The sequence below is a fragment of the Pseudarthrobacter sp. GA104 genome, from assembly GCF_009741265.1.
Lineage (GTDB): Bacteria > Actinomycetota > Actinomycetes > Actinomycetales > Micrococcaceae > Arthrobacter.
In genome coordinates this window covers 418,827-437,084 of the sequence record NZ_WOWL01000001.1, presented here as the reverse complement: position 1 = coordinate 437,084, position 18,258 = coordinate 418,827, and the positions used below count along the sequence as shown (strand labels likewise).

General features: G+C 65.9%; 13 protein-coding genes and 1 pseudogene. 7 read left to right on the top strand and 7 right to left on the bottom strand.

The genetic code is table 11. The features are described 5' to 3' along the window. Nucleotides 1-63 precede the first annotated feature (63 nt). The 4 genes from GK109_RS01970 to GK109_RS01955 all read right to left on the bottom strand — a co-directional run bounded on the left by GK109_RS01970 (nt 64) and on the right by GK109_RS01955 (nt 5,594). Nucleotides 64-414: a hypothetical protein gene (locus GK109_RS01970; protein ID WP_157238486.1), complete on the bottom strand. Its 351-nt coding sequence runs from the start codon at nt 412-414 to the stop codon at nt 64-66. A 129-nt stretch (nt 415-543) separates the two neighbouring features. Further along, entirely contained in the window at nt 544-2,313 is a 1,770-nt protein-coding gene (gene sucB, locus GK109_RS01965) for a 2-oxoglutarate dehydrogenase, E2 component, dihydrolipoamide succinyltransferase (protein WP_157238485.1), read from the bottom strand. Between the two features lie 114 nt (nt 2,314-2,427). Then, on the bottom strand, nt 2,428-3,810 hold the full coding sequence (gene lpdA / locus GK109_RS01960) for a dihydrolipoyl dehydrogenase (RefSeq protein WP_321215945.1): 1,383 nt from the start codon (nt 3,808-3,810) through the stop codon (nt 2,428-2,430). Nucleotides 3,811-4,067: 257 nt separating this feature from the next. Then, nucleotides 4,068-5,594: a leucyl aminopeptidase gene (locus GK109_RS01955; RefSeq protein ID WP_323057377.1), complete on the bottom strand. Its 1,527-nt coding sequence runs from the start codon at nt 5,592-5,594 to the stop codon at nt 4,068-4,070. A 260-nt stretch (nt 5,595-5,854) separates the two neighbouring features. On the opposite strand from GK109_RS01955, the gene GK109_RS01950 reads away from it, so the two are divergent. The 4 genes from GK109_RS01950 to GK109_RS01935 all read left to right on the top strand — a co-directional run bounded on the left by GK109_RS01950 (nt 5,855) and on the right by GK109_RS01935 (nt 11,114). After that, a complete protein-coding gene (locus tag GK109_RS01950) occupies nt 5,855-6,793 on the top strand; it encodes a PAC2 family protein (RefSeq protein ID WP_321215947.1) in 939 nt (312 codons plus the stop codon). A gap of 35 nt (nt 6,794-6,828) precedes the next feature. Then, a complete protein-coding gene (locus GK109_RS01945) occupies nt 6,829-8,181 on the top strand; it encodes a nitrate/nitrite transporter (RefSeq protein ID WP_370460324.1) in 1,353 nt (450 codons plus the stop codon). A 77-nt stretch (nt 8,182-8,258) separates the two neighbouring features. Continuing rightward, entirely contained in the window at nt 8,259-9,500 is a 1,242-nt protein-coding gene (locus GK109_RS01940; RefSeq protein ID WP_157238483.1) for a DUF4192 domain-containing protein, read from the top strand. A gap of 303 nt (nt 9,501-9,803) precedes the next feature. Next, nucleotides 9,804-11,114, top strand: coding sequence for an RNA polymerase sigma factor (locus GK109_RS01935; RefSeq protein ID WP_321215950.1), 1,311 nt, complete (start codon nt 9,804-9,806; stop codon nt 11,112-11,114). Nucleotides 11,115-11,295: 181 nt separating this feature from the next. On the opposite strand, the gene GK109_RS01930 is transcribed toward GK109_RS01935, so the two are convergent. Next, a complete protein-coding gene (locus tag GK109_RS01930; protein ID WP_139028897.1) occupies nt 11,296-11,517 on the bottom strand; it encodes a hypothetical protein in 222 nt (73 codons plus the stop codon). 257 nt (nt 11,518-11,774) lie between these two features. On the opposite strand from GK109_RS01930, the gene GK109_RS01925 reads away from it, so the two are divergent. Continuing rightward, nucleotides 11,775-13,883 carry a DNA topoisomerase IV subunit B gene (locus GK109_RS01925; protein WP_323057373.1) on the top strand — a complete coding sequence of 703 codons (2,109 nt, stop codon included), beginning with the start codon at nt 11,775-11,777 and terminating at the stop codon, nt 13,881-13,883. 37 nt (nt 13,884-13,920) lie between these two features. On the opposite strand, the gene GK109_RS01920 is transcribed toward GK109_RS01925, so the two are convergent. Further along, nucleotides 13,921-14,913 (bottom strand): M56 family metallopeptidase, encoded by a 993-nt coding sequence (locus tag GK109_RS01920; RefSeq protein ID WP_157238482.1) that lies wholly within the window; start codon nt 14,911-14,913, stop codon nt 13,921-13,923. Between the two features lie 6 nt (nt 14,914-14,919). Then, nucleotides 14,920-15,306, bottom strand: a complete 387-nt coding sequence (locus GK109_RS01915) for a BlaI/MecI/CopY family transcriptional regulator (RefSeq protein ID WP_157238481.1) — start codon at nt 15,304-15,306, stop codon at nt 14,920-14,922. A gap of 271 nt (nt 15,307-15,577) precedes the next feature. Between GK109_RS01915 and GK109_RS01910 the strand changes: the two are divergent. Beyond that, nucleotides 15,578-17,181 (top strand): annotated as a pseudogene (locus GK109_RS01910) (cytochrome ubiquinol oxidase subunit I). A 27-nt stretch (nt 17,182-17,208) separates the two neighbouring features. Then, nucleotides 17,209-18,258 (top strand): cytochrome d ubiquinol oxidase subunit II, encoded by a 1,050-nt coding sequence (gene cydB, locus GK109_RS01905; protein ID WP_157238480.1) that lies wholly within the window; start codon nt 17,209-17,211, stop codon nt 18,256-18,258.

The following is an 18,258-nucleotide window of genomic DNA, read 5'->3' as shown; positions in this document are numbered from 1 at the left end:
TTGCACCGGGTGTCCGCTGTCAGTGGATTATGACCCGGCGGCCGGCTGCCGCCGGCGGGACCATCACTTCCAGATGGTGGCGATGGCGATGTTCAGCAGCGCGAGTCCGCCCACGGCGTGCGCCAGGCCGGTGCTGATTGGCTCGTTGTTCTTGTACTTGCGGCGGCCGATGAACGCCAGCACGCCGACGGCGAGGGCGATGACGAACTTGATGCCCAGCTTGGCGTAGTTGGCGTCCATGTCCAGGGCCGGGATCAGTCCCATCAGCGCGACCCCGGTCAGCAGCTGGAGCATGGCGCCGTCGAACTGGCGGGGGTGGACGGTGGGCTTCTTCATCTGGCCGATCCAGATGCCGACGATCATGGCGGCGCCGACGATGTGCAGGAAAACCACGATGTTATAGACGATGTTCATGGGACCAGTGTAGCCAAGGGTTCTACGGCTTGTAGTAGTCAGGTTCCGTAGCAGTTAAATGACGACGGCGGTGCAGGCCGCCAGTGGATCCCCACCGGTGCCTGCACCGCCGTCGTGCGTTCCGGCCTGTTACAGCCCCAGGTCAGCCTCGAAGGCGCCTTCTTCAAGGCGTGCCTTCAGCGTCTGGAGGAAACGGCCGGCGTCCGCGCCGTCCACCAGGCGGTGGTCGTACGTCAGGGACAGGTACATCATGGAGCGGATGGCGATCGAGTCGTCGCCGTTCTCGTCGGCAACAACGACGGCGCGCTTGACGATGGCGCCGGTGCCGAGGATGCCCACCTGCGGCTGGTTGATGATCGGGGTATCGAACAGCGCCCCGACCGAGCCGATGTTGGTGATGCTGAAGGTGCCGCCGGACAGTTCGTCCGGACCGATCTTGCCGTCGCGGGTGCGGCCGGCAACGTCGGCGATCTTGCCCGCCAGTCCGGCGAGGTTCAGGCTGCCGGCGTCGGAGATAACAGGGACCAGCAGGCCCTTGTCGGTGTCGACGGCGATCGCCAGGTGCTCGGCGTTGTGGTAGGTGATTTCCTGCTTGTCCTCGTCGTACGCAGCGTTGAGCTTGGGGTGCTGCTTGAGGGCCTCGGCCACCGCCTTGGCGATGAACGGCAGGAAGGTCAGCTTGACGCCGTTCTGCGCCTGGAAGGAGTTCTTGGCGCGGGCACGGAGCTTGGCAACCTTGGTCATGTCCACTTCGTGGACCTGCGTGAGCTGCGTGGAGACCTCAAGGGATTCGCGCATGCGGCGGGCAATGACCTGGCGGATGCGCGGCGCCTTCTGCGTGGTTCCGCGCAGCGAGGAGACTGCGCCGTTGGATGCTGCAGCGGCGGATGCTGCCGGCGCGGACGCGGCCGGAGCTGCTGCCGGTGCAGCCTTTGCCTCGGCTGCGGCAATGACATCCTGCTTGCGGATGCGGCCGCCGACGCCGGTGCCGGAGAGGGAGGTGATGTCCACGCCGTGCTGGTTTGCCAGCTTTCGGACCAGGGGAGTGACGTAGCCGGACTCGCCGCCGGCGGCGGGTGCCTCGGCTGCGGCCGGAGCGGCCTGCGGTGCCGGTGCCGGAGCTGCCGCGGGTGCCGGAGCTGCTGCCGGTGCAGGTGCTGCTGCGGGGGCTTCCTGCTTCGGCTCTTCCTGCTTGGGGGCTTCCTGGGCGGGGGCGGCCTGCGGTGCTGCGGGTGCGGGCGCTGCTGCCGCGCCTGAGCCGATGACGGCCAGGACGGAGCCCACCTCTGCGGTCTCGTCCTCGTTGACGCGGATCTCCTGGAGGGTGCCGGCCACGGGGGAGGGGATTTCGGTGTCTACCTTGTCCGTGGACACCTCCAGCAGGGGCTCGTCCACCTCGACGGCGTCGCCGACGGCTTTCAGCCAGCGGGTGACCGTGCCCTCGGTGACGCTCTCGCCGAGGGCCGGGAGGGTGACCTCGTGGCTCTCGCCGCCGCCGGCGGCCGGAGCCTCAGGCGCGGAAGCTTCCTGGGCGGGTGCCTCCTGTGCAGGTGCCTCCTGTGCAGGGGCTTCGTCCGGTGCGGGGGCTTCAGTGGACGGGGCCTCGGCCGGTGCGGCCTGCTCAGCGGCAGGGGCCTCTTCGGCGGGGGCGCCGGCGCCGGAGCCGTCGCCGATGCGGACCAAGGGAGCGCCGACCTCGGCGGTCTCGTCCTCGGCAACCAGGATTTCCTCAATCACGCCAGCTACAGGAGAGGGGATTTCAGTGTCTACTTTGTCGGTGGAGACTTCGAGCAGCGGCTCGTCCACCTCTACCCGGTCACCTACCTGCTTGAGCCAGCGGGTGACGGTTCCTTCGGTGACGCTCTCACCGAGGGCGGGCAAGTTAACGGATTCAGACATGTCGTCCCCGTTCTCCTTATTGATCTTTAGTGCGGATGGTTGCTGCCTGTTGGCCAGCCTAGTGCACCCGGCATTCCGTGCCGGGTGCACCAGGCCCTTTGGTGCTGAGGGAAACTAGCCGTGAAGCGGCTTGCCCGCGAGTGCCAGGTGGGCTTCGCCCAGGGACTCGTTCTGCGTGGGGTGGGCGTGCACCAGCTGGGCCACATCCTCCGGGTAGGCTTCCCAGTTGACGATCAGCTGGGCTTCGCCGACCTGCTCGCCCATGCGGGCGCCGATCATGTGGACGCCCACCACGGGGCCGTCCTTCTGGCGGACCAGTTTGACCAGGCCGGACGTGCCCAGGATGGAGCTCTTGCCGTTGCCGGCGAGGTTGTATTCCTGGGTCTGCACCTGGTCCTCACCAAACTTTTCCTTGGCAGCCTTTTCGGTGTAGCCGACGGTGGCGATTTCCGGGTCGGAGTAGGTGACCTTCGGGATGTTGATGTCCTCGACGACCACCGGCTTCAGGCCGGCGATTTCCTCGGCCACGAAAATGCCCTGCTGGTAGCCGCGGTGGGCCAGCTGCACGCCCGGCACGATGTCGCCGACGGCGTAGATGTTGCCGACGCCGGTGTGCAGGCGTTCGTTGGTGATGACGAAGCCGCGGTCGATTGTGACGCCCGCTTCCTCGTAGCCAAGGTTGGCGGTGACGGGGCCGCGGCCTACGGCAACGAGGAGGAGGTCGGCTTCGAAGGTCTTGCCGTCCACCAGGGTGACCTTGACGCCGTCGTCATTCTGCTCGACGCCCTGGAAGAACACGCCGGTGGAGAACTTGATGCCGCGCTTCTTGAAGGCCCGTTCGAAGTTCTTCACGATGGTGGCGTCCTCGTTGGGAACCAGCGAGGGCAGGCCCTCGACGATCGTGACGTCCACGCCGAAGGACTTCCAGACGGAGGCGAATTCGACGCCGATCACGCCGCCGCCCAGGATGATGGCGCTCTTGGGAATGGAATCCATGGTGAGGGCCTGGTCCGAGGTGATGACCTTGCCGCCGATTTCCAGGCCCGGGAGGGTGCGGGAGTAGGAGCCGGTGGCCAGGACGATGTTCTTGCCCTTGTAGGCCGTGCCGTTAACCACCACCGTGTCGGTGCCCTGGAGCTTGCCTTCACCCTCGATGACGGTGATGCCCTTGGACTTGATGAGGCCCTGGAGGCCCTTGTACTTGCCGGCGATGATGCCGTCCTTGTACGCGTTGACGGCGTTGATGTCGATGCCGTCGAGGGTGACGTTCACGCCGTACTTTGCGGAGTCCCGGGCGTGGTCGGCCAGCTCCGCGGAGTGCAGGAGGGCCTTGGTGGGGATGCAGCCGTTGTGGAGGCAGGTGCCGCCCAGCTTGGCTTTCTCCACGAGGCCGACGGTGAGGCCAAGCTGTACTGCCCGGAGCGCGGCGGCGTATCCGCCGCTGCCGCCACCGAGTACCAGGATGTCGAATTCTTGCGCAGTTGCCTGATCGGCCACTTAGACGCTCCCTCGCGTGAACGATGACGCGGTCCTGCGCATCATCTGGTCTTGGAACCTGCACTGCTGTGATTATTCCAGCAGGCGAATTCTCTTGCATTTGTGACTACCGTGGTTCACCTTAGCGAACCACTTATCCATGCTCCACCCTGGCACCGCGATTGTGGAGCGCTTGTGTCGAGTGTCACGCGGCTTTGTGGCATAGGGATCACCGGTCCCGCAAAGCCGCGTGCCAGCCCGCTGCGGGCCGCCGGATGTCAGGCGGCAGCAGCCAGGACGTCCTCCACATAGGCCACCAGGGTCCGGACCGTGCAGCCCGTTCCCTGCTTGTGGGTGTAGCCATAGGGGCTCCCGTTGTTGAAGGACGGCCCGGCGATGTCGATATGGGCCCAGGGGATCTGTTCCCCGTCCTTGCCCTTACCCACGAATTCACGGAGGAAAACAGCTGCGGTCATCATGCCGCCATGGCGCTCGCCGATGTTCGCGAGGTCGGCGACCTGTGAGTCAAGGCTGGGACGCAGTTCCTCGGGAAGCGGCATTGGCCACACGAGCTCTCCGGCCCGGTCCGCTGCGGCCTTGAGCGGGCCGGTCACGCTGTCCGATCCCATGACACCCGCTGTCCGGTTTCCCAGGGCGATCAGCTGTGCCCCGGTGAGGGTTGCGACGTCGATGATGGCGTCCGGGTACTCGGCGCTGGCAGCGACGATGCCGTCGGCCATCACCAGCCTGCCCTCGGCATCGGTGTTGAGGACCTCAACGGTCTTTCCGCCGAACATCGTCAGGACATCGGCCGGACGTGAAGCGGCTCCGGAGGGCATGTTCTCGGCGATGCAGAGCCAGGCGGTTGCCTTCACCGGCAGGCCAAGTCCCGCCAGGGCCAGGACAGTGTTAAGGACGACGGCGGCGCCCGCCATGTCGCTCTTCATGTCACCCATGCCGAGGGCCGGCTTGATGGAGATTCCGCCAGTGTCAAAGGTGATGCCCTTGCCGACGAGCGCGATCTTTGACGTTGCCTTGGCGGGAGAGTATTCCACCTTGACCAGGCGCGGCTGGCGGGCGGAGCCCTTGCCCACGCCCATGATGCCGCCGAAGCCTTCCTTCTCGAGGCGCTTCTCGTCCCACACGGTGACCTTCACGGGCAGGCCCTTGGCCAGCTCCTTCGCAGCCTCGGCGAAGGACTCGGGGTAGAGGTGGCTGGGCGGCTGGTTCACCAGCGAACGGGTGGCATTGACCGCCCTGCCGATCAGTGCAGCCCTTTTAAGGACAGGGGCAAGTTCCTTCTGGTCGGTCAGGTCAGTGAAAATGACCGCATTGCGGACAGGATCCTTCAGGCCTTCCCTGGAGGTGCGGAACTCGGTGAAGGAATAGGCCCCCAGGGCGGCACCTTCGGCCACGGCTGCGACGTCGGCGGCGGTCGCCGTCGGGAACGCCAAGGCAACCGTGGCGAAACCGGCGAGTTGGCGGATGGCGGAACCGGCCGCCCTGCGCAGTGCTTCCCCGGCCAGGGGCTGCGCAGCCGATACCTTGCCCACGCCGGCCAAAACCAGGACACCCGCGCCGGTCTCGGGGAGGCCCGGCAGGCGCACCAGCTGATCCGCCGCGCCCGTGACGCCGAGCGCCTTAAGGGAATCGGCCAGCGCCTCGGCGGACCTTGCCGTCAGCGGGTTCTCCAGGAGGACGGGACCGTCTGCACCCTGCCCCACGCCTATGACCACGGCGTCGCTGGGGCTCTTCTTCAGGTCCCGCGAGAGGGTACTAAGGTTGATTTCAGTATTCTTGACCACGGGGTCAGTCCTCGATTCTCGAAAGATGTTCGGGCAGGGGAGCATGTTCGGCGCTCTGCCATGGTTCCCCGGGTACGGCCGTTCGGAACGCAGCCCGGGAGTTGCAGGCCCGTCTGGCAGGCCAGTTCCGATCGTAGCCCGTGGCCGCAGCGCGCGGGGTATTTCGTGAGAGGTGCGCCACACCGGGCGCCGGAATGCTCGGCCGTCCCGGGGCGTTGTAAGAAAAGAATGTCCACCCGCACCTATGAAAGGAACATGCCGTGCTTGAACGGATTTCCGGCTCCCTGCTGGACCCCGGTGCGCTCTATGCGAGCAACATTGAGCTGTTCCACAGCCCCGGGCTTCGCGGGCTGAACCTGGTGATGGGATTCACCGGATTCGCCGATGCCGGCCACGTGGTGAAGCAGATCAATGCGGAGCTGCTGGATTCCCTTGACGCCGAGCCGGTGGCCGTGTTCGACGCCGACCAGCTGATCGACTACCGCTCACGCAGGCCGCACCTGACCTTCGTGGAGGACCACCTCCAGGACTACCAGGAACCGAAGCTGGCCCTGTACCGCCTCGTGGACGGGCTCGGAAAGCCTTTCCTCCTGCTGGCAGGCTTCGAACCGGACCTGCAGTGGGAACGCTTTGCCCGCGCCGTGGTGGGCATCGTGGAGCAACTGGACGTCAACCTGGTTACCTGGATCCACTCCATTCCAATGCCGGTTCCGCACACCCGCCCGGTGGGCGTCACGGTGCACGGCAACCGGCCGGAGCTGATCGAGGGCATCTCGGTGTGGAAGCCCACCGTGGAGGTTCCCGCAGCTGTGGGCCACATCCTGGAACTCCGCCTGGTGGAGGCAGGACGCAATGTTGCCGGTTATGTCATCCACGTGCCCCACTACCTGGCCGAGGCCGAATACCCCACGGCAGCCGTCGCCGGCCTTGAATACCTGGGGGCGGCCACCTCGCTGATGCTGCCCTCGGACAGGCTCCGCGAAGCCGGCCGCGAGGTCAGCCGCCAGATTGCCGAACAGATTGACGCCTCCGAGGAAGTCCAGCAGGTGGTGTCGCGGCTGGAGACCCGCTACGACGAGAAGGCCGAGGGCACGGTCCGCCGATCGCTCCTCGCCGACGAGAATGACGAGCTGCCCAACGCCGACGTCCTGGGCGCCGCGGTGGAAGCGTACCTGGCGCGGGAGAACCCGGGGCAATAAAGGCCTGCAGTGTTGGCCCCGGGCATAATGAAGTGGTGACTGCACCCCGCGCCTGGCTTATCTGGACCATCGGAATCTTTGGGTACCTGGTAGCCGTGGCGCAGCGCACGTCCTTTGGCGTGGTGGGGCTGGAAGCCACTGAGCGGTTCCATGCCAGCGCGTCGGCGATCTCGTTCTTCACTGTCCTCCAGCTCCTTGTCTACGCCGGACTCCAGATCCCGGTTGGCCTGTTGGTGGACAGGTTCGGCTCGCGCGCCATGATCGCCGGCGGCGCCGCCCTGATGGGCCTGGGCCAGCTCCAACTCGCTTTTGCCGACACAATTCCCGGGGGAGTGGCCGGCCGCGTGCTGGTGGGCGCCGGGGACGCCATGACCTTCATCTCCGTGATCCGGCTGATTCCCCTGTGGTTCGCTCCAGCCCGGGTGCCCCTGGTGACCCAGCTGACGGGCATGTCCGGCCAGCTGGGCCAGCTGTTCAGCGTCATCCCGTTCGCCTTCGTCCTCCATCTCTCAGGCTGGACCACCGCGTTCCTGATGCTGGCAGGCCTGTCCGCGCTCGCCGTCGTCCTGGTCCTGCTGCTCCTGCAGGACGCCCCGCCGGGCACGGAACGGCCGCACGCGAAACAGGGCCTGCGGGCAACCGGCGCCTCCCTGGCCCGGGCCTGGCGTCAGCCGGGGACACGGCTGGGGTTGTGGAGCCACTTCACCATCCAGTTCAGCGGCACGGTGTTTGCCATGACCTGGGGCTACCCCTTCCTCATTTCCGGCCAGGGACTGGATGCCGGAACAGTTGCCGCCCTCATGGCGCTGTACGTTGCCGCCGCAATGGCGGTAGGGCCGTTCATCGGACGCTTCGTTTCAAGGCATCCGCTGCGGCGTTCCACCATGGTCCTGCTGATTGCCGGCGCCACAGCGGGGGCATGGGCTGCCGTCCTGCTGACTCCCGGACGGGCCCCCCTCTGGCTGCTGGCCGGCCTTGTCGTGGTGCTCGCCGTCGGCGGCCCCGGCTCGATGATCGGCTTCGACTTCGCACGGACGTTCAATCCGGCGCACCGGATCGGAACGGCGACGGGCATCGTCAACGTAGGCGGGTTCATCGCAGCCCTTGTCGCGATCTTCCTGATCGGGCTGATGCTGGACGTGCTGTATGCCAGCGGTTTCTCCAACGGCATCCTGTACGGGCTGGATCCGTTCCGTATTGCCCTGAGCGTCCAGTTCCTGCTGATCGGATCCGGTGCGGCTGCGATGCTGGTATGCCGGCGCAAGGTGCGGCGCCAAATGGCCGCGCAGGGCGTCATTGTTCCACCCCTGCGCAGCGCCCTTGCCCGCCAGCGGCGGGAAAGCCTCGCCCGGCGCCGGCAGCCGACGCCTACGGACGGCGCCGACTAGTCCTGCACAGCGCAGGGTTCCCCACATAGCCGGACCAGGTCCTTACCCGGTGCAGGCGGTCCATGAAGGCTGGAGGCATGACACCTCCAGAACACCTGACAATCCGCAGCCCGGAAGACGTCCTGGGCTTCATTCCCCACTCGCTCGGCTACTGGCCGTCCGCAAGCCTGGTTGCCATGACATTGCAGGGCAAACGGCTGGGCGCCACGCTCCGTCTGGATCTGCCCGGCCCGGACGTCCTGGCGCAGCCCGCCGCCTTTGCCCGGACGGTCTGCACCTACCTTGAAGCGGACCGTAATGCCGACGGGTCGCTGCTGGCACTGTTCACCAACAATGGCTGGCTGGCAGGGCCGGACCGCTATGGCAGCCTGCTCGGGGGGCTGCAATGGGCGCTGGCCGGAGCAGGGATGCCGGTCCGGGATGCCTGGTATGTCGGCAGCGAGTATTGGCGGGACGCGTTGTGTGCTGATCCTGCGTGCTGCCCTTTTCCCGGACGTCCGGTGCAGGAGATCCGGGACAGCACCCTGAACGCAGAAATGGTGTACCGCGGAAGCAGCGTGGGTCCGGCGCCGCAGGAACAGGCGGCCGCGGTCCTGCCTGGTTCCAGCCTCCATTTTGCTGCTGTCCGGGAGGCCGAAGAGGCGTGGTTGGCACAACTGGACCTGCGCCGCGGAAGCAGGCCGCAGTTTGACGCTGTCCTGGAGGTCTGGGCGGCCCTGCTTAACCGTCCGCCGGGTGAACCGTGGCTGCCCGAGGCTGAACGCGACGGCTTCCTGCGGGCAACCCTGCTGGTACCGCGATGGCGGGACGCCGTCCTGATGATGGCTGCCGCCGGACGGGCGGCAGCGGAAGCCGGGGCCGCGCAGTTCGCCATATTTCGCGACGAATGCCGCCTTGAACCTGTAGCCCCGCCGGCAGAAGCCTTTGGCGCCGGCCCTGGCCGTGAAGCGGCCGCGCCCGGTGGAACTCCGAACAGCCGGGCGACGGAAACGGGTGTTCCCCGCTATGGCGATGTCCTGATGGGGATCCAGCCTGCCGCCCCGGACTGGGAGAGGCTCGACGCCTTGGATCTCATTTTCCAGCAACTCGCACCGTCCGGAGGAAAGGCTGCGGCAGCATCGCTCACGGGAAGGGGCTGGATCGCGTGGTGCCGGGGCCGCGGCTCCTTCTCCGCGGCCTACCTCGCCCAGGCCCTGGATCTGGAACCCGGGTACCGGCTCGCGGAACTGCTGCTGGAACTGGTCCACAGGGGAACCGTCTGCGGCTGGGCGGCACGGAAGGAGGCAGCCTGGCAGAAATTCGGCCCCGACGCGGCGTGAGTGGCGGGCGAAGGGGTGGCGGGAGCGTGCAGCGGGCACGGGCCGGCGGGCTTGCCGGACGATGAGAACAGCGGAGAGGCCGTTAACCGGGAAAACATGAGACAATAGTTGCCGAGACCCGGTTGGGTCCGTGTATCGAGCGCCCAGGATTGTGCCCTTCGGGGAACATTACAGCGGCTCCGGCAGTTGTCTTAATAGACTCTGCCGGCCGTGGTAGCGCTTGGTTTTCACCACGGACTTGACAGGGTCATAGTGGTGTTGCCCGTATGGTGATTCCACAGACCACCGCTAGAAAGGTTTTCTGTGACCCCGTCTTCCACGAAGAAGGACCCCGCCGCCCAGGACGAACTGTCCGCCGAGGAGAAGCAGGCTGCGACCAACGCCAAGCGGGCAGCTACGCGGGCAGCCAACAAAGCATCTGCCGGTGAGGCCGCGGACGGCAAGCGCGAGCCCAAGAAGCGCGGGCCCAAGCCAGGCGCAAAGGCAGCTGCCGAGGCCGCCGGTAAGTCTGCGGCCGGTGGCGCGGACGATGTAGAAGAAGTCGACGAAGATCTCGACGACATCATCCTCGAAGGACCCGAGGTCATCGAGGACGACGCCGAGGCAGATCCCGCCAAGGGTGCCGCCGGCTCCGGCAAGGGCTTCGTCTACTCGGACGCCGATGACGACGACGCACCCGTGCAGCAGGTCATGTCCGCCGGAGCTACCGCCGACCCCGTCAAGGACTACCTGAAGCAGATCGGTAAGGTCGCGCTGCTCAACGCCGAGCAGGAAGTTGACCTGGCGCTCCGGATCGAAGCCGGACTGTTTGCCGAGGAAAAGATCAACGCTGACGACGGCTCCATGGATCCGAAGTACAAGCGGGAGCTTGAATTCATCATCCATGACGGCAAGCGCGCCAAGAACCACCTCCTGGAAGCGAACCTCCGCCTGGTGGTCTCGCTGGCCAAGCGCTACACCGGCCGCGGCATGCTGTTCCTGGACCTCATCCAGGAAGGCAACCTGGGCCTCATCCGTGCGGTGGAGAAGTTCGACTACACCAAGGGCTTCAAGTTCTCCACCTACGCCACCTGGTGGATCCGCCAGGCAATCACCCGCGCCATGGCCGACCAGGCACGCACCATCCGTATTCCGGTGCACATGGTCGAGGTCATCAACAAGCTGGCCCGCGTGCAGCGCCAGATGCTGCAGGACCTGGGCCGTGAACCCACGCCCGAAGAGCTGGCCCTCGAACTGGACATGACGCCCGAGAAGGTCGTTGAAGTCCAGAAGTACGGCCGCGAGCCCATTTCGCTGCACACGCCCCTGGGCGAGGACGGCGACTCCGAGTTCGGCGACCTGATCGAGGACTCCGAGGCCGTGGTTCCTGCGGACGCCGTGAGCTTCACGCTCCTGCAGGAGCAGCTGCACTCCGTCCTGGACACGCTGTCCGAACGTGAGGCCGGCGTTGTGGCCATGCGCTTCGGCCTGACTGATGGACAGCCGAAGACTTTAGACGAAATCGGAAAGGTCTACGGAGTCACGCGTGAGCGCATCCGCCAGATCGAATCGAAGACCATGTCCAAGCTCCGCCACCCGTCGCGGTCGCAGGTGCTCCGGGACTACCTGGACTAGGTCAGGACCGGTCAACAACGCGGCCCGCCGGCCGCCGCGCCCCAGGTGCGGCAGCCGGCGGGCCGCGTTGTTTCCGCCAGGTCGTGCACGACCGCTGCGCCGCGGGGCAGTGCCTTGAATCTTTACTGCTTAAAAGGATTGGGACCCCACCATGCGGCGGGGTCCCAACAGCTTCTGGAACCTAGTCGATTTCTACGACTGCCTTTTCGTGAAGCTTGCCCGTCTCGTCGTGCCAGTCGGAGCTCAACGGCTTGAGGGTCGCCTCCACTGCACGGGCGTGGTGGCCGCAGAACAGCAGTTCACCGCCGGAGGACTCCAATACAACCCGGACGTAAGCCTGAGCTCCGCAACGATCGCACCGGTCCAGTGCGTTGAGTGTGCGGTCTGCCACTGCTGTTGTCATGTCGGCCTCCTTAGTAGATCAGTACGTCTATATAACCAGCATTCGTAACAAAACCATCGCAAGGATGGGGCAAGTTCGCTGTGCGCGTATCCGCAAAGTTGGCTCAAGTTCGCCGCAGGGGCTGGCCGGCACAATCCCGCGTGGCGCGGTCCACACCCCCGGCCAGGTGTGGCAGCCGGTCTGCCGGTACCCGGCCGACTACCCTAGAGGAAGCGATCCACGCCTGCTGTTCCCGTCCCTGAAGGAGTTCATCACCAGTGGCACCAAGTTCTGATTACACTGCCCGGCACCTGTCTGTACTGGAGGGCCTCGAGGCTGTCCGCAAGCGCCCGGGCATGTACATCGGTTCCACCGACTCCCGCGGACTCATGCACTGCCTCTGGGAGATCATCGACAACTCCGTGGATGAGGCCCTGGCCGGCTTCGGCCACGACATCAAGATCATCCTCCACGCCGACAACTCCGTGGAGATCCACGATGACGGCCGCGGCATCCCCATCGACAAGGAACCCAAGACCGGCCTGACGGGCGTCGAAGTGGTTTTCACGAAACTGCACGCCGGCGGCAAGTTCGGCGGCGGCTCCTACACCGCCTCCGGCGGCCTGCACGGCGTCGGCGCGTCCGTGGTCAACGCACTGTCCTCCCGCCTCGACGTTGAGGTGGACCGCGGCGGCAAGACCTACAAGATGTCCTTCCGGCGCGGCGAGCCCGGGCGCTTCAAGGACGTCGGCTCCAAGGTCGACCCCGCCGCACCCTTCACCCCGTTCGTGGACGATTCCGTCCTGGACGTGGTGGGCAAAGCGAAGCGCGGGGTCACGGGCACCCGGATCCGGTACTGGGCCGACCGGCAGATCTTCACGCCGGACGCAAAGTTCTCCTATGACGAACTGGCCGCCCGCGCGCGCCAGACCTCCTTCCTGGTGCCCGGCCTCAAACTGACCGTGCGCGATGAGCGGAGGTTCCCGGGAACGCCCGGCGAGGCAGGAGTGCACGAAGAGGTCTTCCACCACGACGGCGGGATCTCCGAATTCGCGGAGTTCCTCGCCGCCGATCCCGCCGTCACTGACGTCTGGCGGCTGCACGGCTCCGGAAAGTTCAAGGAGACGGTTCCCGTCCTGGACGAGCGCGGGCACAGCCAGTTGGCCGAGGTGGAGCGGGACTGTGAGGTGGATGTCGCGCTGCGCTGGGGCATTGGCTACGACAGCACCGTCCGGAGCTTCGTTAACATCATCTCCACCCCCAAGGGCGGAACCCACCAGTCAGGCTTTGAGCAGGCCCTGGTCAAGACCTTCCGCAAAGCGGTGGAAACCAACGCCCGTAAGCTCAAGGCGGGCAACGACAAGATCGAAAAGGATGACATCTTCGCGGGCCTGACCGCCGTCCTGACCGTGCGGCTGGCGGAGCCGCAGTTCGAAGGCCAGACCAAGGAGATCCTGGGCACCTCGGCGGTGCGCGCCATCGTGTCAAAGGTGGTGGAGCGCGAGATCAGTGCCAAACTCGGCTCCGCGAACCGGAACGACAAGGCCCAGTCGGCCCTGCTGCTGGAAAAAATCGTCAACGAAATGAAGTCGCGGATCTCGGCACGCGTCCACAAGGAAACCCAGCGGCGCAAGAACGCCCTGGAAACTTCCTCGATGCCCACCAAGCTTGCCGACTGCCGTACGGACGACGTCGACCGCTCCGAACTTTTCATCGTGGAAGGCGATTCAGCGCTGGGAACCGCCAAACTGGCACGGTCCTCGGACTTCCAGGCCCTGCTGCCCATCCGCGGCAAGATCCTCAACGTGCAGAAGGCCTCGGTGGGGGACATGCTCTCCAACGCCGAATGCGCGGCCCTCATCCAGGTGGTGGGTGCGGGTTCCGGGCGCAGCTTCGATATCAGTGCCGCCCGCTACGGCAAAGTCATCCTGATGACGGACGCCGATGTTGACGGCGCGCACATCCGCACGCTGCTCCTGACGCTCTTCTTCCGCTACATGCGCCCGATGATCGAGAAGGGCAGGGTGTTCGCCGCCGTTCCGCCGCTGCACCGGGTGGAAGTGATCAACGCCGGCCAGAAGGCCAACGAGATGATCTACACCTACTCCGAGGCCGAGCTGCACGTGCTGCTGGCCAGGCTGGCCAAGGAAGGCAAGCGGTACAAGGAACCCATCCAGCGGTACAAGGGCCTGGGCGAGATGGATGCGGAGCAGCTGGCCGAGACCACCATGGACCCCCGGCACCGGATGCTCCGCAAAGTGGGGATCGCGGAACTGGAAGAGGCCGAGAAGACCTTTGACCTGCTGATGGGCTCGGACGTGTCGCCGCGCAAGGACTTTATTATCGCCGGCGCCGCCAGCCTGGACCGGGAGCGCATCGACGCCTGACGGGGCGGTGGAGCCGCCGGAGGTACGACGCCGCGGCTCAGCCCGGCAGCCCTGGTACCACCAGCAGGGCGGTGGGCAGCGCCAGCAGCAGTACGGATCCGGCCATCACCATGTTCCGGACCGGAGCCGGCAGCTCAGGCTGGGGTGAGAGCAGCCTGCTGACCCTGGTGGCCGTGGTGCGGGCCGGGTCCGGGCCGGGCGTGCCGGCGGCCGCCTCGAGCCCGGACAGCGCCAGGCTGGAAGCTGAGGGGCGGAGTTCCGCTCCTCCGGTGTTCCCGGCCGATCCGCTGGCCACGATGGCGATGGCCTTGATCAGCGTGGCCTTGCTCTCGGTTTTGAGCGCGACGTCGTCGGCCAGCATTTCGATCAGCGAATTCACCGACTCCTGGGCCAGGCGGGTGGTGGGCAGCCACGGCAGTGCTTGCCGCCACGCGGCAAAAGCCCACAGCAGCAGGTGGTGCCGTTGGTTCAGGTGGGCGTTCTCATGGATCAGTACCGCCCGGAGTTCAGCCGGTTCAAGGGCCGCCATCAGGCCATCCGAGAGGACCGTCACCGAGCGGGCGCCGCCGGGAAGGCAGTAGGCCACGGGGGAGTCATGGCTGATAACGAGCGTTCCCGTTCCTTCACCGGACGGTGAGGCCAGGAGGGCCAGCAGTTCGCGGTGCCGCCGGCGCTGGCGCTCGATCTTGTAGTAGGTCAGCAACAGTGTGAACACCAGGTGGGCGGTGAGCAGGGCGGCAGCGGACAGGGCGAAGATGTGCCAGAACCCCAAAGCCGTGGTGGGGGCATTGAAGAGCACCATTCCGGCCAGCGCCCGAAGCCCCGCAATCAGGTTGTCGCCGATCGGCTCCAGGCCGTAGACCAGCATGGCGCCGATCATCGACAGCCCGCCGGCCAGGGCGATCGCCTGCCACAGGATCATGGCAGTGAACGGCGAGCGGGCAGGCCACTTCGCCCGCGAGAGGAGGATAGGCACCGGCCACGCCAGGACTATCGCAAGGACCGCCAGCAGGTATGAGGCCCAGAACATGGTGCGTTACAGGTGGCCAAGCAGTTTGCGCAGCGTCTCGGCCTCGCCCTCGGAAACGGACCCAATGAAGCGTGCCAGCACGGCCTCGCGGTCCGGCGCCGACCCCAGCACTTCATGCATCAGCTCAGCGGTGTGGTCCGCACGGCTGGACACTGCCTGGTACCGGTGCGGGCGGGTGCCGCGTTCGCGCTCCACCAGGCCCTTCTTTTCCAGCCGGGACAGCACGGTAAGAACGGTGGTCACGGCAAGTTCCTTGCCTTCATGGGCTGCCGTGCCGTCCTGTCCGGCCGACGTCTGCGCCAGCCGGTCCCGCAGGGTATTAGCGGTGGCTGCTCCCTGGCCCGCCCAGAGCAGATCCATCACTGCCCGTTCCAGTTCACCAAGACTAGCCATTGCACTTTTCCTTTGTTCCCCGCGCCACCGCGTCGAAGCGGCGGTGGCTGCATGCTTTGCTTCAACTACAAGTTCTAATTTACCCGGTTTTCACAAGACTTTCTACGTTGGGTAGAACACTTCGCCTGCCCCCTCCCTTGCCTGCGGCTCCAGGGGAGTGGAAGCTGGTTTTTACACCGCTGCCGACGTTGTTCTACACTCGGTAGAAGTTCAGTTCTACAAAACGTAGAAGATCTGCATTTCGCTGACACGAGGGACCGCCTTGGACGCTATGGACGCGCTGGAAATCGCACGCTGGCAATTCGGCATCACCACCGTTTACCACTTCATGATGGTTCCGCTGACCATCGGCCTTGGCCTGGTCGTGGCCGTCATCCAGACCGCCTGGCACCGCACGGGCAACCCCGAATACCTACGGATGACCAAGTTCTGGGGCAAGCTGTTCCTCATCAACTTCATCATGGGCGTGGCCACCGGCATCGTCCAGGAGTTCCAGTTCGGCATGGCCTGGAGCGAATACAGCCGGTTCGTGGGCGATGTTTTCGGCGCGCCGCTGGCACTGGAGGCGCTCCTCGCCTTCTTCGTGGAATCCACGTTCCTGGGCTTGTGGATCTTCGGCTGGAAACAGCTCAAGCCGGGCATCCACCTGGCCTGCCTGTGGATTGCCGTCATCGGTTCCGTCTTCTCCGCCTACTTCATCATCGTGGCCAACAGCTGGATGCAGCACCCGGTGGGTGTGGAGATGATCGACGGCCGGCCCGTCATGACTGACGCCTGGGCCGTCTTCACCAACAACACCGCCCTCGTTGCAGTGCCCCACACGCTGTTCGGCGCACTGGCGGTGGCGGGCGGCTTCCTCCTCGGCATCGCCTGGTACCACCTGTGGCGGAGGCGGCGCGACGGCGTCGACACCGTGGGCGCCGACGGCAAGGTGGTCCCCGGCGAAGCAGCGGACATCCCCGGCCGTGACCTGAACGACCACAAGGTCTGGCTCCGGTCCCTGCGCATCGGCGCCGTGGTTGCCATGATTTCCTTCGCCGGCACAGCCCTCACCGGCGACCTCCAGGGCAAGCTGATGTTCGAGCAGCAGCCCATGAAGATGGCCGCGGCGGAAGCTGCCTGCCACGACGGCACCGGCTTCTCGGTCCTCAGCATCGGCAACATCGGCTCGCAGAACTGTGACGACATCGTGGCGCTGATCGAGGTTCCGGGCATCCTCTCCTACCTGGCCAAGGGGGACTTCACCACCGAAGTCCAGGGGTCAACACCCTGCTGCCCGAATACCAGGAGAAGTACGGCACGAACCTGCCGGACAACCCGATCTACGGTGAACGCGCCGGGCAGGAGATCGACTACCTGCCGGTCATGGAGGTGACCTACTGGGGCTTCCGCATGATGATCGGCTTCGGCGGGCTTGCCGCCCTGGCAGCGCTGGTGGCGCTGTGGATCACCCGGAAGGGAACCGTTCCCGAGTCCCCGTGGCTCATGCGGCTGGCGGTCTTCGGCATCCTGGCCCCGTTCGGTGCCAATGCAGCCGGCTGGATCTTCACGGAAATGGGACGCCAGCCTTTTGTGGTGGCCCCCAATCCCGACCCCAGCGGCATCGACCAGGTGTTCATGTTCACCGCCGCCGCGGTTTCGCCGGGGGTGTCGGCGGGAGAGTTGCTGGCATCACTGGTAACGCTGACGGCGGTGTACGCGGTCCTGCTGGTGGTTGAGGTCAAGCTGCTGGTCAAGTACATCCGGGGCGGAGTAGTTTCCGCCATGCCGGAACTGGCGCACGCACCCGTAGACGAGAACGAGGACGCCACCCCCGGACCGGGCGGCCCAGGCGGCGGGAAACCCGCCGACGACGTCCTGGCCTTCGCCTACTAGCCCGATACCAAGCAGAGGAAACACAGAATGGAACTGCTCCCGACCATCTGGTTCATCGCCATCGCCGTGCTGTGGACCGGGTACCTCTTCCTTGAGGGCTTCGATCTCGGCGTCGGAATGCTCATGAAGCTTTTCGCCCGCAACAACACCGAACGCCGGGTCCTGCTCAACACCATCGGCCCGGTCTGGGACGGCAACGAGGTCTGGCTCCTAACCGCCGGCGGCGCCACCTTCGCTGCCTTCCCGCTCTGGTATGCCTCCCTGTTTTCGGCCCTTTACCTGCCGCTCCTGGTGGTGCTCGTTGCCCTGATCTTCCGCGCGGTGGCCTTCGAATACCGCGGCAAGGTGGATACCGAAGAGTGGCGTGCCCGCTGGGACTGGGCCATCGCCCTCGGTTCCTTCTTCGCCGCTTTCGGAGTGGGCGCCGCGCTGGCCCTCACCACCACCGGGCTTCCCCTGAATGCGAACGGCGACCGTGAGGGCGGTCCGCTGGCCTGGTTCAGCGGCTACGCCGTGCTGGGCGGGCTCGCCGTAGCGGGTTTCTCACTGCTGCATGCGCTGGCCTTCCTGGCCCTGAAGACCGACGGCGACGTCCGGCACCGGGCCCGCCAGTGGTTCGTGCGGCTGCTGCCGGTGCTGTTGCTGCCCATCGCCGCGTGGGCCCTCAGCATCCAGTTCCTCGACGGCAAGCCGTGGACCTGGGCCCTGGTCATCCTCGCCGTTGCCGCGGCAGCCGCAGCCTGGTTCCTGGCCCGCAAGGCAGCCGAAGGCAAGGCCTTCCTGGCCCTCGGCGCCTTCCTGGTACTCGGAACCGCGTCCATCTTCGCCGCAGTATTCCCCGTGGTGCTGCCCTCCACCCTGGACAGCGCCTTCGACCTGACCATTTCAAACGCTTCCTCCTCGGATTACACTCTTGGCCTTATGAGTGTCGTGGCCGCCTTCGGCCTCCCCCTGGTCATCGCCTACCAGGCCTGGACCTACTGGGTCTTCCGGCGGCGTGTCAGCGCGGCGCACATCCCGGAGGCGCACAGCTTCCTGCCGGCCATCGCCGCCAGGGCCTTCACCACGAAGGGCTGA